This window comes from Microlunatus sp. M237 (assembly GCF_056896895.1).
The window spans coordinates 180856-198101 of sequence record NZ_JBXHBL010000001.1 but is presented as its reverse complement, the minus strand read 5'-3'; the positions used below and the strand labels follow the sequence as shown (position 1 = coordinate 198101).

Genomic DNA, 17246 nt, shown 5'->3' with positions numbered 1-17246 from the left:
GGTCGTCGGCGTAGAGGGCGGGCCGCTTCGAAGAGCGTGACCTTGTCCTCGAAGTAGGCGTAGAGCCGCTCCTTGCTGGCGCGCGCCTGTTTGCTGGGCTGACTGAGCAATCATGACCAGACAGTGAATCTTGCGCCGTCGCACGCTTGGGTCTGCGAATGCAGGGAAGCAGCGGGCGGAGGACGCCGTAGAGCAGCGCCAGCGCCACGACCACCCGCCCGCTCCGCTGCTCCCTCAAGCCCAGGTCGGCGGGCACTGGACCTCCTCGCGGAGGAGGCTCTCCGGCTGGCAGCGCCGATTTCTCCAAGCCGCAGCTGCTCCCTCCGAGCAGAGTGAGCACATGGTTCTTGTCACCGGAGCAACCGGCACCCCCGGCAGCGAAGTGCTGCGGCAACTCCAGGCCGCCGGCCGCCAGGGTTCTGCGGATCTCGTTGGTTCTGCCTCCGGTGCCGGGTCGACCGCGTCAGGGCAGCGGGAAGCTCCGGCAGGAACGTTCGTGAGGGGCGCATTCAGGGGCGCATCCGGTCAGAAAAGGCGCATCGGGGGCACCATGAGCATCCGATACTGTTCGATTTCCTTCGGATTTCTTGGGCAGTATCCGACTGCCAGATACCCAGCTCCCGGCCCAAACTGACATCTGACTAGGGATGATGCGTGGAGCGGGTGACGAGAATCGAACTCGCGTAGCCAGTTTGGAAGACTGGGGCTCTACCATTGAGCTACACCCGCGGGGTGTTCGGAGCGTGACGATCATAGCCATGCTCGCGAGTCGGGGCGACAGGACTCGAACCTGCGGTCTTCTGCTCCCAAAGCAGACGCGCTAGCCACTACGCTACGCCCCGCGCCGATCCCAGCAGCCGTACGACTGATGGCTCGTGCGGGTCGAGTCTAGGGGTAGCCCCGACGCAAGGCCAATCGAGTTGTCACCGGTGTCGGTGCGGCTGGGAGTCGGGTCAGAGCAGGCGGGCGTACGCTTCGATTTTGGCTGGCACTGGTGGCGACACTAGAATCGGTGGGGCTCTCATGCGAGTCGTTCTTCGCATGCGCGGGAACCGCAAGACCTGCGCCACCACCACCACCCAGGAGTTACAGCGTGCCAAGCACTGTCGAGCAGTTGAGCCCTACGCGGGTCAAGATCACCGTCGAGGTTCCGTTCGCAGACCTGCAGCCCAGCATGGACAAGGCCTACCGCGAGATCGCCAAGACGGTGAACATCCCGGGGTTCCGTGCCGGCAAGGTCCCTCCGATGGTGATCGACCAGCGGTTCGGCCGCGGCGTGGTGATCCAGGAAGCCCTCAACGAGGCGCTGCCGCAGTTCTACGGCCAGGCCATCACCGAGAACCAGCTCAACCCGCTGGCCCAGCCCGACGTCGAGGTCACCAAGCTCGAGGACGGTGACCTGATCGAGTTCACCGCAGAGGTGGACGTCCGGCCCGAGTTCGACCTGCCGGCCTTCGACAGCCTGTCGGTGACTGTCGACGCGCTGGAGACGCCGGACACCGAGATCGACGAGCAGGTCGAGATCCTCCGCAACCGCTTCGGCTCGCGCGAGACGGTCGAGCGTGCTGCCGGTGACGGGGACGTCGTCACCCTCGACCTGACGGCCCGTAAGGACGGCGAGGACCTCGAGGACGCGACCGCCGAGGGCATGGACTACAAGGTCGGCTCCGGTCAGATGCTCGACGGCCTGGACGAGGCCGTCATCGGCCTGTCGGCCGGCGAGTCCGCCACCTTCACCTCCACCCTGGTGGGGGGCCCGCTCAAGGGCGAAGAGGTCGAGGTGAGCGTGACGGTGACCAAGGTCCAGCAGGAGAACCTGCCCGAGGTCGATGACGAGTTCGCCCAGCTCGCCTCCGAGTTCGACACCGTCGAGGAGATGCGCGAGGACCTCGGCAGCCGGCTGGTGCAGGTCGGTCGACTCGAGCAGGCCGCCAAGGCACGGGACGCGGTCCTCGAGGCGCTGCTGGAGCAGCTCGACCTGGACGTGCCGCAGAGCGTGCTCGAGGGCGAGATCGACGCTCGCAAGCAGCAGATCAGCTCCCAGCTCGCCCAGGCGGGTCTGACGCTTGAGCAGTACCTCGTCGACACCGAGGAGGCCGAGGACGTCGACGCCTTCTGGGCCGACGTGGAGAAGCGCTCCGCCGACGCGCTCAAGGCACAGATCATCTTGGACAAGGTCGCCGACGACGCCGAGATCGGGGTCGACCAGAACGACCTGAGCCAGCACATCATGCGCCGCGCGCAGCAGGAGGGCACCAGCCCCCAGCAGATCGCCGAGCACATGCAGGAGCACCCGCACCACATCCAGGAGTACATGACCGAGATCCGCCGCGGGAAGGCCCTGGCCTCCATCGTCGAGGCGGCCACGGTGACCGACTCCAACGGTGCGACCGTCGAGCTGGCGCGGCTGCTGCCGGACGGCACGCTGGCCGACGAGAACGACGCCGCTGCTGCGGACGACTCGCTCGAGGGCGAGCCCGAAACGGTTGAGGGTGACGTGCTTGAGGGCACCGCCGAGGAGACCGACGAGGCGAAGGCCTGATCGCTGCACAGCACCGCCGACGAACCCCCGTACCAGGCCCTGGTGCGGGGGTTCGTCGTCTGACCTGGCACGCTGTGCCGGTGGAAACTCGGTTGACTGGTCCCTCGGTCGTGCTGCGTAATCTCCGGCTGAGCGACGTGCCGATCCTGCTGGACTCGGGCGACGCGGACACCTTCGCGGACCCGGGCACGGATCCCGCCCGACGCGAGGCCGGGCTGCGGTCCACCGTCGAGAAGCAACCGACCCTGGAGCAGGACGGATACTGGCCCCTGGTGGTGGAGGTGGCCGGCCAGGTCGTCGGCGACGTGCAGACCCGTGCGCCGCGGTTCGCCTTCCCGCCCGGCGTCTGCGAGCTGGGCATCGACCTGTTCGCCGGCTCGCGAGGCCGGGGCGTCGGCCGGGAGACGATCACCGTGGTCACCGAGCATCTGCTCAGCTCCGGCTGGTCCCGGGTGCAGGCGTCGACCGCGGTGACCAACGTCGCGATGCGCCGGGTGCTGGAGCACTGCGGCTTCTCGTTCGAGGGAATCCTGGCCCAGTATGGTCCGGCCGGCGACGGCCGCGAGGACTACGCGATGTACGCCGCCGTCACCCGGGGTTCAGCCCACGGCTGAGTCGCCGATCAGCCGGCGAGCGCCTTCTCGATGTCGTCGGCGATCTTCTCCGGCGCGGTGGCCGGGGCGTACCGCTTGATCACGGCGCCGTCGCGCCCGATCAGGAACTTGGTGAAGTTCCACTTGATGGCGTCGCCGAGCAGGCCCGACTTCTCGGTCCGCAGCCATCGATAGAGCGGGTGGGCCGCGTCCCCGTTCACCTCGATCTTGGAGAACATCGGGAAGGTGACGCCGAAGTTGAGCTGGCAGAAGCTGTCGATCTCCGCGTCGTCGCCCGGCTCCTGGTTGCCGAACTGGTCGCAGGGGAAGCCGAGCACGACGAAGCCCTGGTTGGAGTACTCCTTGAACAGCGCCTCCAGTCCGTCGTACTGAGGAGTGAAGCCGCACTGGGAGGCCGTGTTGACCACGAGCACCACCTTGCCGGCGTAGTCGGCCAGCGTGGTGTCGGTCCCGTTGATGGCCGTCGCGGTGAAGTCGGAGAGTGTAGGCACGTCCCCAGGGTAGGGGAGCCCTGGGTGCCGGCGGCGGCGGGCGGCTCGGCGCCTCGGGCGCGGCTGCCGTGCGCCCACAGCGAACACGGCAGGCTTTGCCTGCGTTTCGTCAGTGCCGAAGGGTAGGTTCGTGCCCGTGAATGCAAATCAAGGAAGCCCCAGCCTGGGCGACGTGACCCGCGAGGTCCGCTCCGCTGTCCGCGGCGGCGGCATCGGCCTGGACGACAACGTCTATCAGTCGCTGCTGCAGAACCGCATCATCTTCCTCGGCTCCGAGGTCAAGGACGAAAACTCCAACGCCATCTGCGCGCAGATGCTGCTGCTGAACGCCGAGGACCCCAACCGCGACATCTGGCTCTACATCAACTCACCCGGTGGCTCGGTAGACTCCGGCATGGCGATCTACGACACCATGCAGTGGATCTCCAACGACGTGGCCACCGTGTCCATGGGCCTGGCTGCCTCGATGGGGCAGTTCCTGCTCTGCGCCGGCACCCACGGCAAGCGCTACGCGCTGCCGCACAGCCGGATCATGATGCACCAGCCGTCCGGCGGTCTCGGTGGCACCGCCTCCGACATCCGAATCCAGGCCGAGCAGTCGCTGCACATCAAGAGCGTCATGCAGAACCTGATCGCCCAGCACACCGGTCAGACCCTGGCCCAGATCGAGGCCGACTCCGACCGCGACCGCTGGTTCACCGCTGAGCAGGCCCTCGAATACGGGTTCATCGACCACGTGTTCACCAAAGCCGCCCAGATCCCCACCGAATCACCCACCTCGTGAAGGAGCGTGCCATGAACAACGCACAGTTCAGCGCGCCCCGCGCTGAGGGTCAGCCATTCGCGCCGACCATGGACTACTACATTCCCCAGTGGGAAGAGCGCACCTCGTACGGCATGCGCCGGATCGATCCGTACACCAAGCTGTTCGAGGACCGGATCATCTTCCTCGGCACACCGATCTCCGACGAGATCGCCAACGCCGTGATGGCGCAGCTGCTCTGCCTGCAGCAGATGGACGCCGACCGCGACATCGAGATCTACATCAACTCACCCGGTGGCTCGTTCACCGCGCTGACCGCGATCTACGACACGATGCGCTACATCAAGCCCGACGTCCGCACCGTCTGCCTCGGTCAGGCAGCCTCGGCGGCTGCGGTCATCCTGGCCGCCGGCACCAAGGGCAAGCGACTCGCCCTGCCGAACAGCCGGATCCTGATCCACCAGCCGGCCACCGAGGGCGGCTACGGACAGTCGTCCGACATCGAGATCCAGGCTCGCGAGATCCTGCGGATCCGTTCGCTGATGGAGAGCATGTTGTCCTCCGACACCGGCAAGACCGCCGAGGAAGTCAGCAAGGACATCGAGCGCGACAAGTACCTCACCGCCGAGCAGGCAGTGGAGTACGGCATCATCGACGGGGTCCTGACCTCGCTGAAGGCAATCCCGGCCTGAGCCGACGCCCGACTGACCCGGCGGCAAATGTCCTCCTTCGGGAGGAGCCGCCGGGTTAGTGTGAGGCATCGCGCGAACGGTCGGACCAGAGGAAGGAGGCGACGTGGCAAGAATCGGCGAGAGCGGCGACCTGTTGAAGTGCTCGTTCTGCGGCAAGAGCCAGAAGCAGGTCAAGAAGCTGATCGCGGGTCCGGGTGTCTACATCTGCGACGAGTGCATCGACCTCTGCAACGAGATCATCGAGGAAGAGTTCTCTGAGGCATCCGACGTCGGGTTGCTGGAAGAGCTCCCGAAGCCTCACCAGATCCGCCAGTTCCTCGACGGCTATGTGATCGGGCAGAACAACGCCAAGAAGGCGCTCGCCGTTGCGGTCTACAACCACTACAAGCGGGTGCAGTCCCAGGCGGCCAACCCGGCCCGGCGGACTGAGGACGACGGCGTCGAGCTGGGCAAGTCCAACATCTTGCTGATCGGCCCGACCGGCTGCGGCAAGACCTATCTCGCACAGACCCTGGCCAAGATGTTGAACGTGCCGTTCGCCATCGCGGACGCCACCGCGCTGACCGAGGCCGGCTACGTCGGCGAGGACGTGGAGAACATCCTCCTCAAGCTCATCCAGGCGGCCGACTTCGACGTCAAGAAGGCCGAGACCGGGATCATCTACATCGACGAGGTCGACAAGATCGCCCGCAAGAGCGAGAACCCTTCGATCACCCGCGACGTCTCCGGCGAGGGCGTCCAGCAGGCCCTGCTGAAGATCCTCGAGGGGACGACGGCCTCGGTGCCGCCGCAGGGTGGGCGCAAGCACCCGCATCAGGACTTCATCCAGATCGACACCACCAACGTGCTGTTCATCGTCGGTGGCGCGTTCGCCGGCCTGGACCACATCGTCTCCTCCCGCGTCGGCAAGCGGCCGCTCGGCTTCAACAACGACACTGAGTCGCGCAAGCCCGAGTCCGAGGATCCGTTCGCCGACGTGCGGCCCGAAGACCTGGTCAAGTTCGGCCTGATTCCGGAGTTCATCGGCAGACTGCCGATGATCTCCTCGGTCAGCCCGTTGGACCGCGATGCGCTGATCCGGATCCTGGTCGAACCCCGCAACGCCTTGATCAAGCAGTTCAAGAAGTTGTTCGAGCTGGACGGTGTCGAGCTGGAGTTCGCCGAGGACGCGATCGAGGCGATCGCCGACCTGGCTCTGCTGCGGGGCACGGGTGCCCGCGGGCTCCGCGCCATCCTCGAAGAGGTGCTGCTCAACGTGATGTACGACGTACCCAGCAACGACGACGTGGCTCAGGTGATCATCACGGCGGAGGTCGTCAAGGACGCCGCGCTGCCGACCCTGGTGCCGCGGGAGAAGCTGGCCAAGCGGGAGCGCCGGGACAAGTCAGCCTGACGCATCGACGACGGCACTGGTCGCCTCCTGCACTAGCTGACTCGTGCACTAGGGGAGTGCGGCGACGGCCGGTGCCGCACTCAGCGTCAACAGCACGCCGATCCGCAGCGGCCGGCGTCGCGGGGTGCCGTGGCCCACGCGCGTGAGCGCCGCCAGGTATGACGTCCCGGCTGCTACCGCGGTCTGACGTCGTCCGCAGTCGGGACCGCGAACGACCGGATCAGCTTCGCCGAGCCCGGACCACGAGCAGGACTGCGGTGAGGGCCGCGGCTGCGGCGCCGGCGATCAGCGGACGGGGGTCGTTGCGCAGGCCGCTCACCACCTCCTCGGCCTTGGCACCGGCCTGGGCGCGCACGTCCTCGACCTTCTCCTTCGCCTGCTTCTTGACGTCGAGCTTGGCCTCCAAGGCCTCGATCGACCCGACGAGGCGCTCGCGGGTGGCCTCGATGTCGGCTTCATACTCCGCGGCCGTGGTCGGCTCCGCGCTGGGGTCGGGATTCATCGGCTGGGTCATGACTGGGCTGCGTCCTTGATCTCTCGGATGTCGCGCTGAACGCTCGACACGCTACGTTCGGGCTTCGGTGAGCCCATCTGCTTGAGTTGCCGGCGGCCCAGCAGGGCGGCCACGCCGGCTATCGCGAACAGCACCACGGTGACGATCAGACCGGCGAGCCACGCGGGCATCACCAGGGCGAGCGCCATGATGATGGTGGCCAGCAGGGCTCCGACGCCGAACAGCGCGATCACCCCGGCCGCGCCGAGCATGCCGGCACTGGTACCGGCCTGTTTGGCCTTCTCGCTCATCTCGACCTGGGCCAGCCGGATCTCGTCGCGGATGAGCCGGGAAGACTCCTCCGACACCGACCTGATCAGGCCGGCGATGGAGGTATCGCTGGGGGTGGTGGCGGGAGACTCGTCGGTCATGATGTACCTCGATCTGGTGTGGTCAGCTCGCGCTGGCCTTGGCGGCCTTCTTGCGGGACTCGCTCTCCTCCACCGAGGGCGGGTCGGAGTCGGCCTTCACCGCGCCGCGCTGGCCCTTCGGCTGCTCGGGCCCGACCGTGGTGTCGGCGCCGGTCTGTTCCTCGGACTCGGCGTTGATCTCGGCGCCGAGCAGGATGGCGTAGCAGGTGATCCATAGCCACAGCAGCAGCACCACCACGCCGGCGAGGGCGCCGTAGGTCTTGGCATAGCTGCCGAAGCTGCTGACATAGACGGTGAAGCCGATCGAGGCGATCACCCAGATGACCGTGGCGGTGATGGCGCCGACGGAGACCCAGCGCATCTGCGGCGCGTCCCGGTCCGGTGCCACCCGATAGAGCACGGCCAGCGCGGCCATCACCAGGCCCACGAGCAGGATCCAGCGGATGGCCTCGGCGATCCAGCGCACCGGCCCCGGGCCGACGACCGCGTTCAGGGCGGCCGGAGCGACCGCGACCAGCACGATGACGACGGTCATGAAGACGATGGCGGCCAGGGTGAGCCCGAGGGCCAGCGCCTTGCGCTTGACGAAGCCGCGGCTCTCGCCCTCGTCGTAGCAGGCGTTCACCGCAGTGATCAGCTGGCCGACGCCACCGGAGGCGCTCCACAGCGCCAGCAGCAGCGAGATGACGACGCCGACTCCCAGCGAGCTGGGGGACGTGGTGGTCAGTGACTCCAGCTGGCTGGTGATCAGGTCGCGGGCCTCCGCCGGCATGTTCTTGGTCAGGCCTTTGACCTGCTCGGTGACAGTGGCTGGGTCGGCCACCAGGCCGTAGATGCCCACCAGTGCGACCATGGCCGGAAACAGCGACAAGAAGCCGAAGAAGGCGACGCCGGCGGCTAGCAACGGGACCTGGTCCACCTTCGCCTCGGCCATGCCGCGCTTGAGGATCTGCTTCCAGCCCTTGGCCGGGATCTCGGTGGGGCGCTTGGCCTTGTCACCCGGAGCACGGGTTTCGGTCGATGCACTCATGCGTTCGTTCCTTGTCGGGTACGCCCGGCGTCCCCGCCGAGTGTCGACGCTGCGCCGACCTGAGGAGTTTACGACGTAAATGCCGTCACTGGCGAGGTACCCCCGTGACGGCCCACCCAGCCGCTCGTGTTAGAGCGGGTCCACGATGCCCCCGTCGCCCCGCGACGGCGGTGGTCACCCCGCGGCGAGGGTGACGTCGACCTCGACCGGGGAGTCGGTTCGGGTCCAGGTCAGCTCACCGGTGATGCGGCCGACGGCGCGCAGGTCGGCTTCGACGGCCTGCAACCGGTCCAGCGACGTCTGGCGCCCGGAGAACTTGGCCAGCGACACCTCGGTCTTCATCGACACCTTGGCCTGGGACTTGGCTCCCCGCAGCGCGATCAGGGCCGCGGCCACGTCGGCCAGCAACGCCGGGTCGCCGTCAGTGGCCACCTCGTCGGCGGTGGGCCAGCCGGCGTGGTGGATCGAGCCCTCCTTCCACCAGGACCACACCTCCTCGGTCACGAACGGCATGATCGGTGCGAACAGACGGAGCGACGCGTCCAGGGCCAGTGCCAAGGTGGCGCGGGCGGATTTGGCCGGCGCCTCACCGAGGGAGCCGTACGCCCGCTCCTTGACCAGCTCGAGGTAGTCGTCGCAGAAGGACCAGAAGAACTTCTCCGCCGCCTCCAGCGCCCCGGTGTAGTCGTAGGCGTCGAACGCCGTCGTCGCGGCGGTGATCACCGAGCCCAGCTCGGCCAGCAGGGCGCGGTCGGCAGGCTCGGTGACCGCAGTCAGGTCCCCGGCCACGTCGTAGCCGAGGACGAACCGGCTGGCGTTCAAAATCTTCATCGCCAGCCGGCGCCCGACCTTCATCTGCTTCTCGTCGAAGGGCGAGTCCAGCCCGGGGCGGGCCATGGCGGCCCGCCAGCGGACCGCATCGGAGCCGTACGCGTCCAGGATCTCGGTGGGGACCACGACGTTGCCCTTGGACTTGCTCATCTTCTTGCGGTCGGGATCCATCACGAACCCGCTGATCATCGAGCGGGTCCACGGCAGCGAACCGTTCTCGAAGTGCGCCCTAACCACCCGGGAGAACAACCAGGTCCGGATGATGTCGTGGGCCTCGGTGTTCAGGTCCATCGGGAAGGTCAGCTGGAACAGCTCGGGGTCACGCTCCCAGCCGCAGACGATCTGCGGGGTGAGCGAGGAGATCGCCCAGGTGTCCATCACATCGGGGTCGGCCACGAAACCGCCCGGGATGCCGCGCTGCGACTCCTGATAGCCGGCCGGGCAGTCCGACGTCGGGTCCACCGGGAGCCTGCTCTCCTCAGGCAACAGCGGGTGGGAGTAGTTCGGCTCTCCGTCGGTGCCGACCGGATACCAGACCGGGAACGGCACCCCGAAGAACCGCTGCCGAGAGATCAGCCAGTCGCCGTTCAGGCCGGATACCCAGTTGTCGTAGCGGTGCTTCATGTGCGGCGGCACCCAGGCGAGCTCCTCGCCGCGTTCCAGCATCACCTGCTTGAGCTCCGCGTCGCGACCGCCGTTGCGGATGTACCACTGCCGGGTCGAGACGATCTCGAGCGGCTTGTCGCCCTTCTCGAAGAAGTTCGCCATCCGCTGCGTGGGCTTCGGCTCGCCGTCCAGGTCCCCGGACGCGCGGAGCAGAGCCACCATGGCCTCGCGGGCGCTGAAGGTGGTCTTGCCGGCCAGCTGCTGGTACGCCTCGGCGGCGGTGTCGGACAGCCAGTCGGGCAGGTCCCGCAGGATCCGGCCGTCGCGGCCGATGATCACCCGGGCGGGCAGCTGCAGCTCACGCCACCAGGTCACGTCGGTGAGGTCGCCGAAGGTGCAGCACATGACCAGCCCGGAGCCCTTGTCCGGCTCGGCCGCCTCGTGGGCCAGGACCGGCAGCTCGACCCCGAACACAGGGCTTCGCACCGTGGTGCCGAAGAGCCCCGCATACCGCTCGTCGTCCGGGTGCGCGATCAGCGCCACGCACGCGGCGATCAGCTCGGGGCGGGTGGTCTCGATGAACACCGGGCCGGTGGCGGCCTGGAAGGCGACCTTGTGGTAGGCGCCCGGATAGTCTCTGGCCTCCACCTCGGCCTGGGCGACGGCGGTCTGGAACGTCACGTCCCACAGCGTCGGGGCCTCGGACAGATAGGCCTCGCCGCGGGCCACGTTGCGCAGGAATGCCCGCTGCGCGACCGATTGCGAGTCGTCGGAGATGGTGGTGTAGAGCGTCGACCAGTCAACGCTGAGACCCACCTGGCGCCAGAGATCCTCGAACGCCTTCTCGTCCACGTGGGTTAGCTCGTGGCACAGCTCGATGAAGTTGCGCCGGCTGATCGGCAGCTGCCGCTTGGGGTCCGGCTTGGTCGGCGGGGTGAAGTCGGGGTCGTAGGGGATGGATGGGTCGCAGCGCACGCCGTAGTAGTTCTGCACCCGGCGCTCGGTCGGCAGGCCGTTGTCGTCCCAGCCGATCGGATAGAAGACGTGCTTGCCGGTCATCCGCTGGTAGCGGGCGATCAGGTCGGTGTGGGTGTAGGAGAACACGTGACCCACGTGCAGTGAGCCGGACACGGTCGGCGGCGGGGTGTCGATGCTGAAGACCTGCTCGCGGCGCTCGGGTCGGGTGAACCGGTATGTCTTCTCGTCCCGCCAGCGCTGCAGCCACTTCGACTCGAGCCCCTCGAGCACCGGCTTGTCCGGTACGACCCGGGCACCGCTGGGAGGCGCGTCGGGCTGGGGGGTCTGTGGCGTGGTGGTCATACCGTGAATCCTAGGCAACGCGACTACCCGGGCGCACATCCGTTCCCCCGGCGGGACCGGGGCGCGTCGCCCCCGAAGTCAGCGACCGACCAGGTCGGACAGGTCGCGCTGCCACAGCTGGACCGAACCGCCGGCCGCGCGGACCGCCAGACTGATCACCGACCCCACCGCCTCGGCGTCGACCAGGGTGCCGTCCGGGCCGGTCCACAGCGACCACACCGATCCCGCCGGCGTGGTCAGCACGACGTGGTCGCCATCGGTGACCGCAACCACCGGCTGGCCGGCGATGTCCACCAGCCGCGGCGCGGGACCGTCCGTGGCGACGCCGACGTCGGGCACCGGGATCCGCCGGCTGGTGGCCGGCGGTGCGGCCGCCGCCGGTGGTGATCCGGCGACAGAAGGCGACGGCGACGGCGACGGCTTCGCCGGGGCGGGCGGCTGGGTGGTCTGCCAGACGGCGAGCCGCTCATCCACGTAGCCCGCGGTCCAGCAGCTGCGCTGTCGGCAGCGGCTGGACAGCGCCTCGCTGCGGGTCCCGGCCTCCGCCAGCTCGGTCCGGGACCAGCCGGCCGAGCGCTGCGGCCAGTGCCACAGGGTGGCGCGCTGACGGATCCCGCCGGTCACCGTCAGGGTGGAGCCGCTCACCACGACCGCGTCGCCGTCCCGGCCGGCGCTGCGGGCGGACAGCTGCTGCTCCGCGGTGCTGGCCAGCGGCGTGCCGGCCGGGTCCGACCGGAGCCAGGCGTCCCCGCGGGGCAGCCAGACCGAGAGGTCGGTGCCGGCGACCGGGGAGGCCCAGCTGCCCACCAGCACCGCTCCGCTGCTGGTCTGCACCACGTCGACCAGGGCGCCGGCCTGTTGGCCCCCGAACGTCTCGAAGGTCTGCGGCACGTCGGTGACCGTGTCCAGGGTGCCGCGCCAGCTGGTCCAGCGAAGGTTGGCGTGGGCGCCGCCGTGGGCCCCGCCGACGGCCACCACCCGGGAGCCGTCGGAGTCCACCGACTTCAGCTCCGCCACCGCCGCGTACGGACTGCGCGGTTCCAGCGTGAGTGGGGTAGTGGCCCCGCGCCGGTCGACCCGCAGCAGCGCCGGCGTGGTGGCCCTGCCGGTGGTGTAGCGCCCGGCGACCAGCAGCCGGTCGCTGTCCGCCCCCAGGGCGGCCACGGTCAGATCGGCGGGCAGGATCACCCGCGACCAGCCGGTCAGGGTCTGGGCGGTCGTCGGCATCGACGACGCATCCGCCCCACTGCACGCCGGCACCGCGACCAGTGTCGCCAGGCAGAGCGCTGCGGTCACCGAGCGCGCCACCAGCCGGACCTGTGCCCGCCTCAGCGGCCCGAAGATCGGCATGCCAACAGTCTGCCGCAGGAGTGACCGCGCGCCGGTCATTCGGGCAGGCTGCCGGCTGGATGACGACTCCGGCTCGTGCTGCGCCACGCCCTAGACTGCAGTCACCATGTCTGCCACCCCCACGCACGATGAGATCACCGCTGCCCTGACGGCTCGCTGGCCCGAGCACCGCGTCGCCCCCTCCCTGGGCCGGATCGCCGCCCTGACCGAGCTGCTGGGTGACCCGCAGCGGGCGTACCCGGTGATCCACGTGGCCGGTACCAACGGCAAGGGCAGCACCACGGCGATGATCGAGTCGCTGCTGCGCGCCAGCGGGCTGCGGACCGGCCGTTTCACCAGCCCGCACGTCACCTCCGTCAACGAGCGCATCACCATCGATGGTCGGCCGATCAGCGACGAACGCTTCGACGAGGTCTGGCGCGACATCGAGCCGTACGTCGCCATGGTGGACGAGCAGCAGATCGACGGCGTCTCGATGACCTTCTTCGAGATCCTCACCGCGATGGCTTTCGCCGCGTTCGCCGACGCCCCGGTCGATGTGGCTGTGGTGGAGGTCGGTCTCGGCGGTCGCTGGGACGCCACCAACGTGGCGGAGGCCGACGTCGCTGTCATCACCCCGATCGACCTGGATCACACGCATCTGCTGGGCGACACCGTCGCCGCCATCGCGGCGGAGAAGGCCGGCATCATCAAGCCGGGGGGCCATGCGATCCTCGCCGGCCAGAGCCTGGAGGCCGCGCAGGTGCTGCTGGCCCGTTGTGCCGAGGTGGGAGCCCTGCCGCAGCGGGAGGGCATCGACTTCGGTCTGCTCGACCGCGCCGTGGCCGTCGGCGGCCAGCTGCTGCGGCTGAACGGTGCCGAGGGTCCGGTCGACGAGGTCTATCTGCCGTTGCACGGCGCCCACCAGGCGCACAACGCCGCCCAGGCCCTCGCCGCGGTGGAGGCGTTCCTCGGCCTCAAGGCGCTGAACCCCGACCTGGTGCGGGACGGGTTCGCCGCCGTCAAGTTCCCCGGCCGGCTCGAGCTCGTCCGCCGGTCACCGTCGGTGGTGCTGGACGTCGCCCACAACCCGCACGGAGCCCGGGCCACCGCCGAGGCGATCACCGAGGCGTTCGCCTTCTCGCCGCTGATCGGCGTGGTCGCGGTGATGGGCGACAAGGACGCCGAAGGGTTGCTGCGGGTCTACGAGGGCGTGATGAACTCGGTGGTGATCACCCAGGTGGCCTCCACCGGCCGCGCGCTCCCGGCCGAGGATCTCGGCGAGATCGCCGAGGGCATCTTCGGCGCGGACCGGGTCCGGGTCGTGCCCCGTCTCGACGATGCCATCGAGGTGGCGATCGGGATGGCCGATAGCGAGGGCGTCGGCGCCCCCGGGGTGCTGGTCACCGGGTCCGTGGTGGCGGTCGGCGAAGCCCGCACGCTGCTGGTGACCGAGTCCGACGACGATGCCGACGAGGCGGCGGCGAGCGATCCCGACGCGGACTACGTCTACGACGACGACGACGACGAGGACGAGGACAGCGACGAGTTCGGACGTGCACTGGACTACGGCGAGGACTTCGACACCGAGGAGGTCAAGCTCGGGGACTTCCTGCTGGGTGATCGTGGAACCGACGAGGAGAGCGTTCCCGAGGCAGACCGCAAGGACGACTGGTGATCACCTTGTCGCCGGCCAACCCGATGCGGGTGGTCCTGTTGTCGGTGCTGATCTTCGAGGCGATCCTGGCGTTGTTGGCCATCCCGGTGATGATGTACGTGTCCGACCGCAGTGGTGGCGTCGCCACGGCGGCCGGGGCTGTGGCCGCGCTGGCGGCCCTGACATCGGCGGGACTGTTGCGACGCCCGATCGGCTACCTCCTCGGCTGGCTGACCCAGCTCGTCGGCATCGCGCTCGGGTTCTGGACCCCCTCGATGTTCGCGGTCGGCGGGTTGTTCGCCGTTCTGTGGCTGGTCACCTTCATCCTCGGCAAGCGGCTAGACGCCGCTGCCGCGCTGCGGGAGACCGATGGAGCGCCAACCGGTCGCAAATGAGGACCGGCGCGGCCGGATCCTGTGCGGGCGGATCCTGTGCGGGCGGATAGGGGCACGCGGATAGGGGGCAGGCGGATAGGGGGCGGGCGGATAGGGTTTAGGGCATGAGCTCCGACGCCAGCATCCCTGTGCCCGCCTCCTCGCGTTCGTTCGTCCTGATCAAACCCGACGCCGTTCGTCGAGGGCTGGCCGGTGCCGTGCTCAGCAGGTTCGAGGCCAAGGGCCTCCGGATCGTCGCGCTGCAGCTGCGACAGGTGGATGGCGAACTGGCCGACGCCCACTACGCCGAGCACGTCGAGCGCGACTTCTACCCGCCACTGCGCGCCTTCATCACCTCCGGCCCGGCGATCGCTGTGGTCCTCGAAGGCGACGAGGCCATCGAGGTGGTGCGCACCCTGAACGGCGCCACCGACGGCCGCAAGGCGGCTCCGGGCACCATCCGCGGCGACCTGTCGCTGTCGAACCGCGAGAACCTGGTGCACGGCTCCGACTCGCCCGAGTCCGCCGCGCGGGAGATCGCCCTCTGGTTCCCCGGCCTCAGCTGAGCGGAGCACCGTTGCGACCCAACCGTCCACGCTAGGGTTCGCAGCGTGTCCGACCTGCCGCCGCACCCCGTCGTGGGGAGCCGGCTCGATCAGCTGCTCGAGGCGAGCCCAGGATCCGATGTCGGTCGCCTGCTGCCGCCGCGCAGCCTGGCGTTCGACGTGCTGGTCGCGCTGTTGTTCATCGGGCTGGGCGCGGTGCTGCTGCGGGTCTTCTCACCCCGGGCCGACCTGGACGACTTCTGTTTCGTCATCCTGGTCAACGCGCCGCTGGCCATCCGCCGCCGGTGGCCCCGGGTCATGCTGGTTCTCGCGTTCGCGGTCGGTCTGGCCCAGATGCTGCTGGACATCCCCATCGGTCTCTACGACGCCGGCCTGCTGTTCGCGATCTACTCGGCCGTCGGCTACACCAACCGGGCCTTCGGACTGCTGAGCCTGGCCATCGGTGGCGTCGCAGTGGGCGTCGGGTCGGGAACCGGATGGTGGAGCTACGTCGACCGGCAGCTCGGCAGCCCGACTCCGCTGCTGCAGCTCCTCTCCGCCCTCGGGGCAGCCGCGCTGGTGGTGGCGGCCTGGGCCATGGGGGAGCGGTTGCGGTCGGCGCGCTACGGAGTGCTGGCGCTGACCCAGCGGGCCGCGCAGCTGGAGCGCGAGCGGGAGCAGCAGGCGATGCTCGCCGCGGCGGCGGAGCGGAGCCGGATCGCCCGGGAGATGCACGACGTGATCGCCCATGCCCTGTCGGTGGTCATCGTGCAGGCTGACGGGGCGGCGTACGTCGTCGACGACTCCCCGGAGACCGCGAAGAAGGCGTTGGAGCAGATCTCGCGTACCGGCCGCGAGTCCCTTGCCCAGATGCGGGACCTGCTCGGGCTGCTGCGCACCGACGGCGGCGGTGGAACCGAACCCGCCGCGCCCGCACCGGACCTGGACGATCTGGCCGAGCTGCTGAGCGCCGCCCGGGACAGCGGTGCCGTGGTCGAGATGGAGCGAAGCGGTGCCGTCCGTCCGCTGCCGGCCATGGTCTCGCTGACCGCCTATCGGATCGTCCAGGAGGCCCTGACAAATGCCCGCAAGCACGGTGGGCAGCAGGTGACGGTCCAGCTGGACTATCGCGGCGACGGCATCCGGATCCGAATCCGCGACCGTGGCGGGCCGCGGGGGACCGGACGGCTGACCCAGGCCAGCGGCCACGGCGTGACCGGGATGCGTGAGCGGGTGCAAGCCGTCGGCGGCCGGCTGAGCGTGGGCCCGGTCCGGGGCGGGTTCGAGGTGGACGCCTGGCTACCGGACCAGACCGCGCCGCGGTCCGATGACGAGAAGCGCCGGCGGCTGGCACGATGATTACCAGACCCGCCGTTGGCAGGATGACTACCAGACCTGCCGCTGCCCGGTACCGTGCCGGCGAGAGGACCCCAGCGTCATGAGCGTCATCCGTGTCTTCCTGGTCGACGACCAGGAGCTGGTCCGTGCCGGGTTCGCGATGCTGATCGGGTCCCAGCCGGACCTCGAGGTGGTCGGTGAGGCAGGCGACGGCGGCGAGGCGCTGGAGAAGCTCGCGGTGACCGGCTGCGACGTGGTGGTGATGGATGTCCGGATGCCGCGGCTGGACGGGGTGCGGGCCACGGCGCTGCTGCACGAACGGGCCACCGTCGAGCGCCCAGCCCCCAAGGTCATCGTGCTGACCACCTTCGACCTCGACGAGTACGCCTTCTCGGCGCTGCGCGCCGGCGCGTCCGGCTTCCTGCTCAAGGACACCCCGCCGGCGGACCTGCTCGCCGCGATCCGGACGGTCCACTCCGGCGACGCCGTGGTGGCGCCCACCACCACCCGCCGGCTGATCGAGAAGTTCGTTCAGGCTGTCCCCGACGACGACGCGCCGCGCCCGGCCCGGGTGGCCGCCCTGACCGAGCGTGAGCGGGAGGTGCTGCTCGAGATCGCCCGAGGGCTGAGCAACACCGAGATCGCAACCAAGTTCGTGCTGTCGGAGGCCACGGTGAAGACCCACGTCGGTCGGATTCTGGCCAAGACCGGACTGCGCGACCGCGTCGCGCTGGTGGTGCTGGCCTACGAGACGGGGCTGGTCCGTCCGGCCGGTTGACCGTACGCGTCGTGCATGC

General features: G+C 69.1%; 16 protein-coding genes and 2 tRNA genes. 10 read left to right on the top strand and 8 right to left on the bottom strand.

Translation table 11 applies throughout. From position 1 onward, the window contains the following. Positions 1 to 655: 655 nt before the first annotated feature. Positions 656 to 729 (bottom strand) — tRNA-Gly (locus AC1XX3_RS00930). A 40-nt stretch (positions 730 to 769) separates the two neighbouring features. Then, positions 770 to 842, bottom strand: a tRNA-Pro gene (locus AC1XX3_RS00925). A gap of 251 nt (positions 843 to 1093) precedes the next feature. Here AC1XX3_RS00925 and tig point away from each other — a divergent pair. Continuing rightward, on the top strand, positions 1094 to 2542 hold the full coding sequence (gene tig, locus AC1XX3_RS00920; protein ID WP_483319196.1) for a trigger factor: 1449 nt from the start codon (positions 1094 to 1096) through the stop codon (positions 2540 to 2542). 80 nt (positions 2543 to 2622) lie between these two features. Continuing rightward, complete coding sequence (locus tag AC1XX3_RS00915; RefSeq protein ID WP_483319195.1) at positions 2623 to 3156, top strand: GNAT family N-acetyltransferase; 534 nt, start codon at positions 2623 to 2625, stop codon at positions 3154 to 3156. An 8-nt stretch (positions 3157 to 3164) separates the two neighbouring features. On the opposite strand, the gene AC1XX3_RS00910 is transcribed toward AC1XX3_RS00915, so the two are convergent. Beyond that, positions 3165 to 3647 (bottom strand): glutathione peroxidase, encoded by a 483-nt coding sequence (locus AC1XX3_RS00910; protein ID WP_483319194.1) that lies wholly within the window; start codon positions 3645 to 3647, stop codon positions 3165 to 3167. 163 nt (positions 3648 to 3810) lie between these two features. Between AC1XX3_RS00910 and AC1XX3_RS00905 the strand changes: the two genes are divergently transcribed. The 3 genes from AC1XX3_RS00905 (at position 3811) to clpX (ending at position 6495) form a co-directional block, all read left to right on the top strand. Continuing rightward, positions 3811 to 4431 carry an ATP-dependent Clp protease proteolytic subunit gene (locus AC1XX3_RS00905; protein ID WP_483320190.1) on the top strand — a complete coding sequence of 207 codons (621 nt, stop codon included), beginning with the start codon at positions 3811 to 3813 and terminating at the stop codon, positions 4429 to 4431. An 11-nt stretch (positions 4432 to 4442) separates the two neighbouring features. After that, positions 4443 to 5102, top strand: coding sequence for an ATP-dependent Clp protease proteolytic subunit (locus tag AC1XX3_RS00900; protein ID WP_483319193.1), 660 nt, complete (start codon positions 4443 to 4445; stop codon positions 5100 to 5102). 103 nt (positions 5103 to 5205) lie between these two features. Then, positions 5206 to 6495 (top strand): ATP-dependent Clp protease ATP-binding subunit ClpX, encoded by a 1290-nt coding sequence (clpX, locus tag AC1XX3_RS00895; protein ID WP_483319192.1) that lies wholly within the window; start codon positions 5206 to 5208, stop codon positions 6493 to 6495. A gap of 220 nt (positions 6496 to 6715) precedes the next feature. Here the strand turns inward: clpX and AC1XX3_RS00890 are convergent, their stop codons facing one another. The 5 genes from AC1XX3_RS00890 to AC1XX3_RS00870 all read right to left on the bottom strand — a co-directional run bounded on the left by AC1XX3_RS00890 (position 6716) and on the right by AC1XX3_RS00870 (position 12556). Continuing rightward, positions 6716 to 7009: a DUF3618 domain-containing protein gene (locus AC1XX3_RS00890; protein ID WP_483319191.1), complete on the bottom strand. Its 294-nt coding sequence runs from the start codon at positions 7007 to 7009 to the stop codon at positions 6716 to 6718. Next, on the bottom strand, positions 7006 to 7419 hold the full coding sequence (locus AC1XX3_RS00885; protein ID WP_483319190.1) for a phage holin family protein: 414 nt from the start codon (positions 7417 to 7419) through the stop codon (positions 7006 to 7008). The genes AC1XX3_RS00890 and AC1XX3_RS00885 overlap by 4 nt, the downstream gene beginning before the upstream one ends. A 22-nt stretch (positions 7420 to 7441) precedes the next feature. Next, the gene (locus AC1XX3_RS00880) at positions 7442 to 8449 is read right to left on the bottom strand and encodes a YihY/virulence factor BrkB family protein (protein ID WP_483319189.1); all 1008 of its coding nucleotides are present in this window, start codon (positions 8447 to 8449) and stop codon (positions 7442 to 7444) included. 174 nt (positions 8450 to 8623) lie between these two features. Then, complete coding sequence (gene valS / locus AC1XX3_RS00875) at positions 8624 to 11206, bottom strand: valine--tRNA ligase (RefSeq protein ID WP_483319188.1); 2583 nt, start codon at positions 11204 to 11206, stop codon at positions 8624 to 8626. A gap of 78 nt (positions 11207 to 11284) precedes the next feature. Beyond that, a complete protein-coding gene (locus AC1XX3_RS00870) occupies positions 11285 to 12556 on the bottom strand; it encodes a hypothetical protein (RefSeq protein WP_483319187.1) in 1272 nt (423 codons plus the stop codon). Positions 12557 to 12662: 106 nt separating this feature from the next. Here AC1XX3_RS00870 and AC1XX3_RS00865 point away from each other — a divergent pair, with 106 nt between their 5' ends. The 5 genes from AC1XX3_RS00865 (at position 12663) to AC1XX3_RS00845 (ending at position 17227) form a co-directional block, all read left to right on the top strand. Further along, positions 12663 to 14213, top strand: coding sequence for a bifunctional folylpolyglutamate synthase/dihydrofolate synthase (locus AC1XX3_RS00865; protein WP_483319186.1), 1551 nt, complete (start codon positions 12663 to 12665; stop codon positions 14211 to 14213). Beyond that, positions 14210 to 14587: a DUF4233 domain-containing protein gene (locus AC1XX3_RS00860; RefSeq protein ID WP_483319185.1), complete on the top strand. Its 378-nt coding sequence runs from the start codon at positions 14210 to 14212 to the stop codon at positions 14585 to 14587. Before AC1XX3_RS00865 ends, AC1XX3_RS00860 begins: the two co-directional genes overlap by 4 nt. Before the next feature lie 104 nt (positions 14588 to 14691). Next, positions 14692 to 15132, top strand: a complete 441-nt coding sequence (ndk, locus tag AC1XX3_RS00855; RefSeq protein WP_483319184.1) for a nucleoside-diphosphate kinase — start codon at positions 14692 to 14694, stop codon at positions 15130 to 15132. A 45-nt stretch (positions 15133 to 15177) separates the two neighbouring features. After that, on the top strand, positions 15178 to 16470 hold the full coding sequence (locus AC1XX3_RS00850; RefSeq protein ID WP_483319183.1) for a sensor histidine kinase: 1293 nt from the start codon (positions 15178 to 15180) through the stop codon (positions 16468 to 16470). A 79-nt stretch (positions 16471 to 16549) separates the two neighbouring features. Next, a complete protein-coding gene (locus tag AC1XX3_RS00845) occupies positions 16550 to 17227 on the top strand; it encodes a response regulator (RefSeq protein ID WP_483319182.1) in 678 nt (225 codons plus the stop codon). Positions 17228 to 17246: the final 19 nt, after the last annotated feature.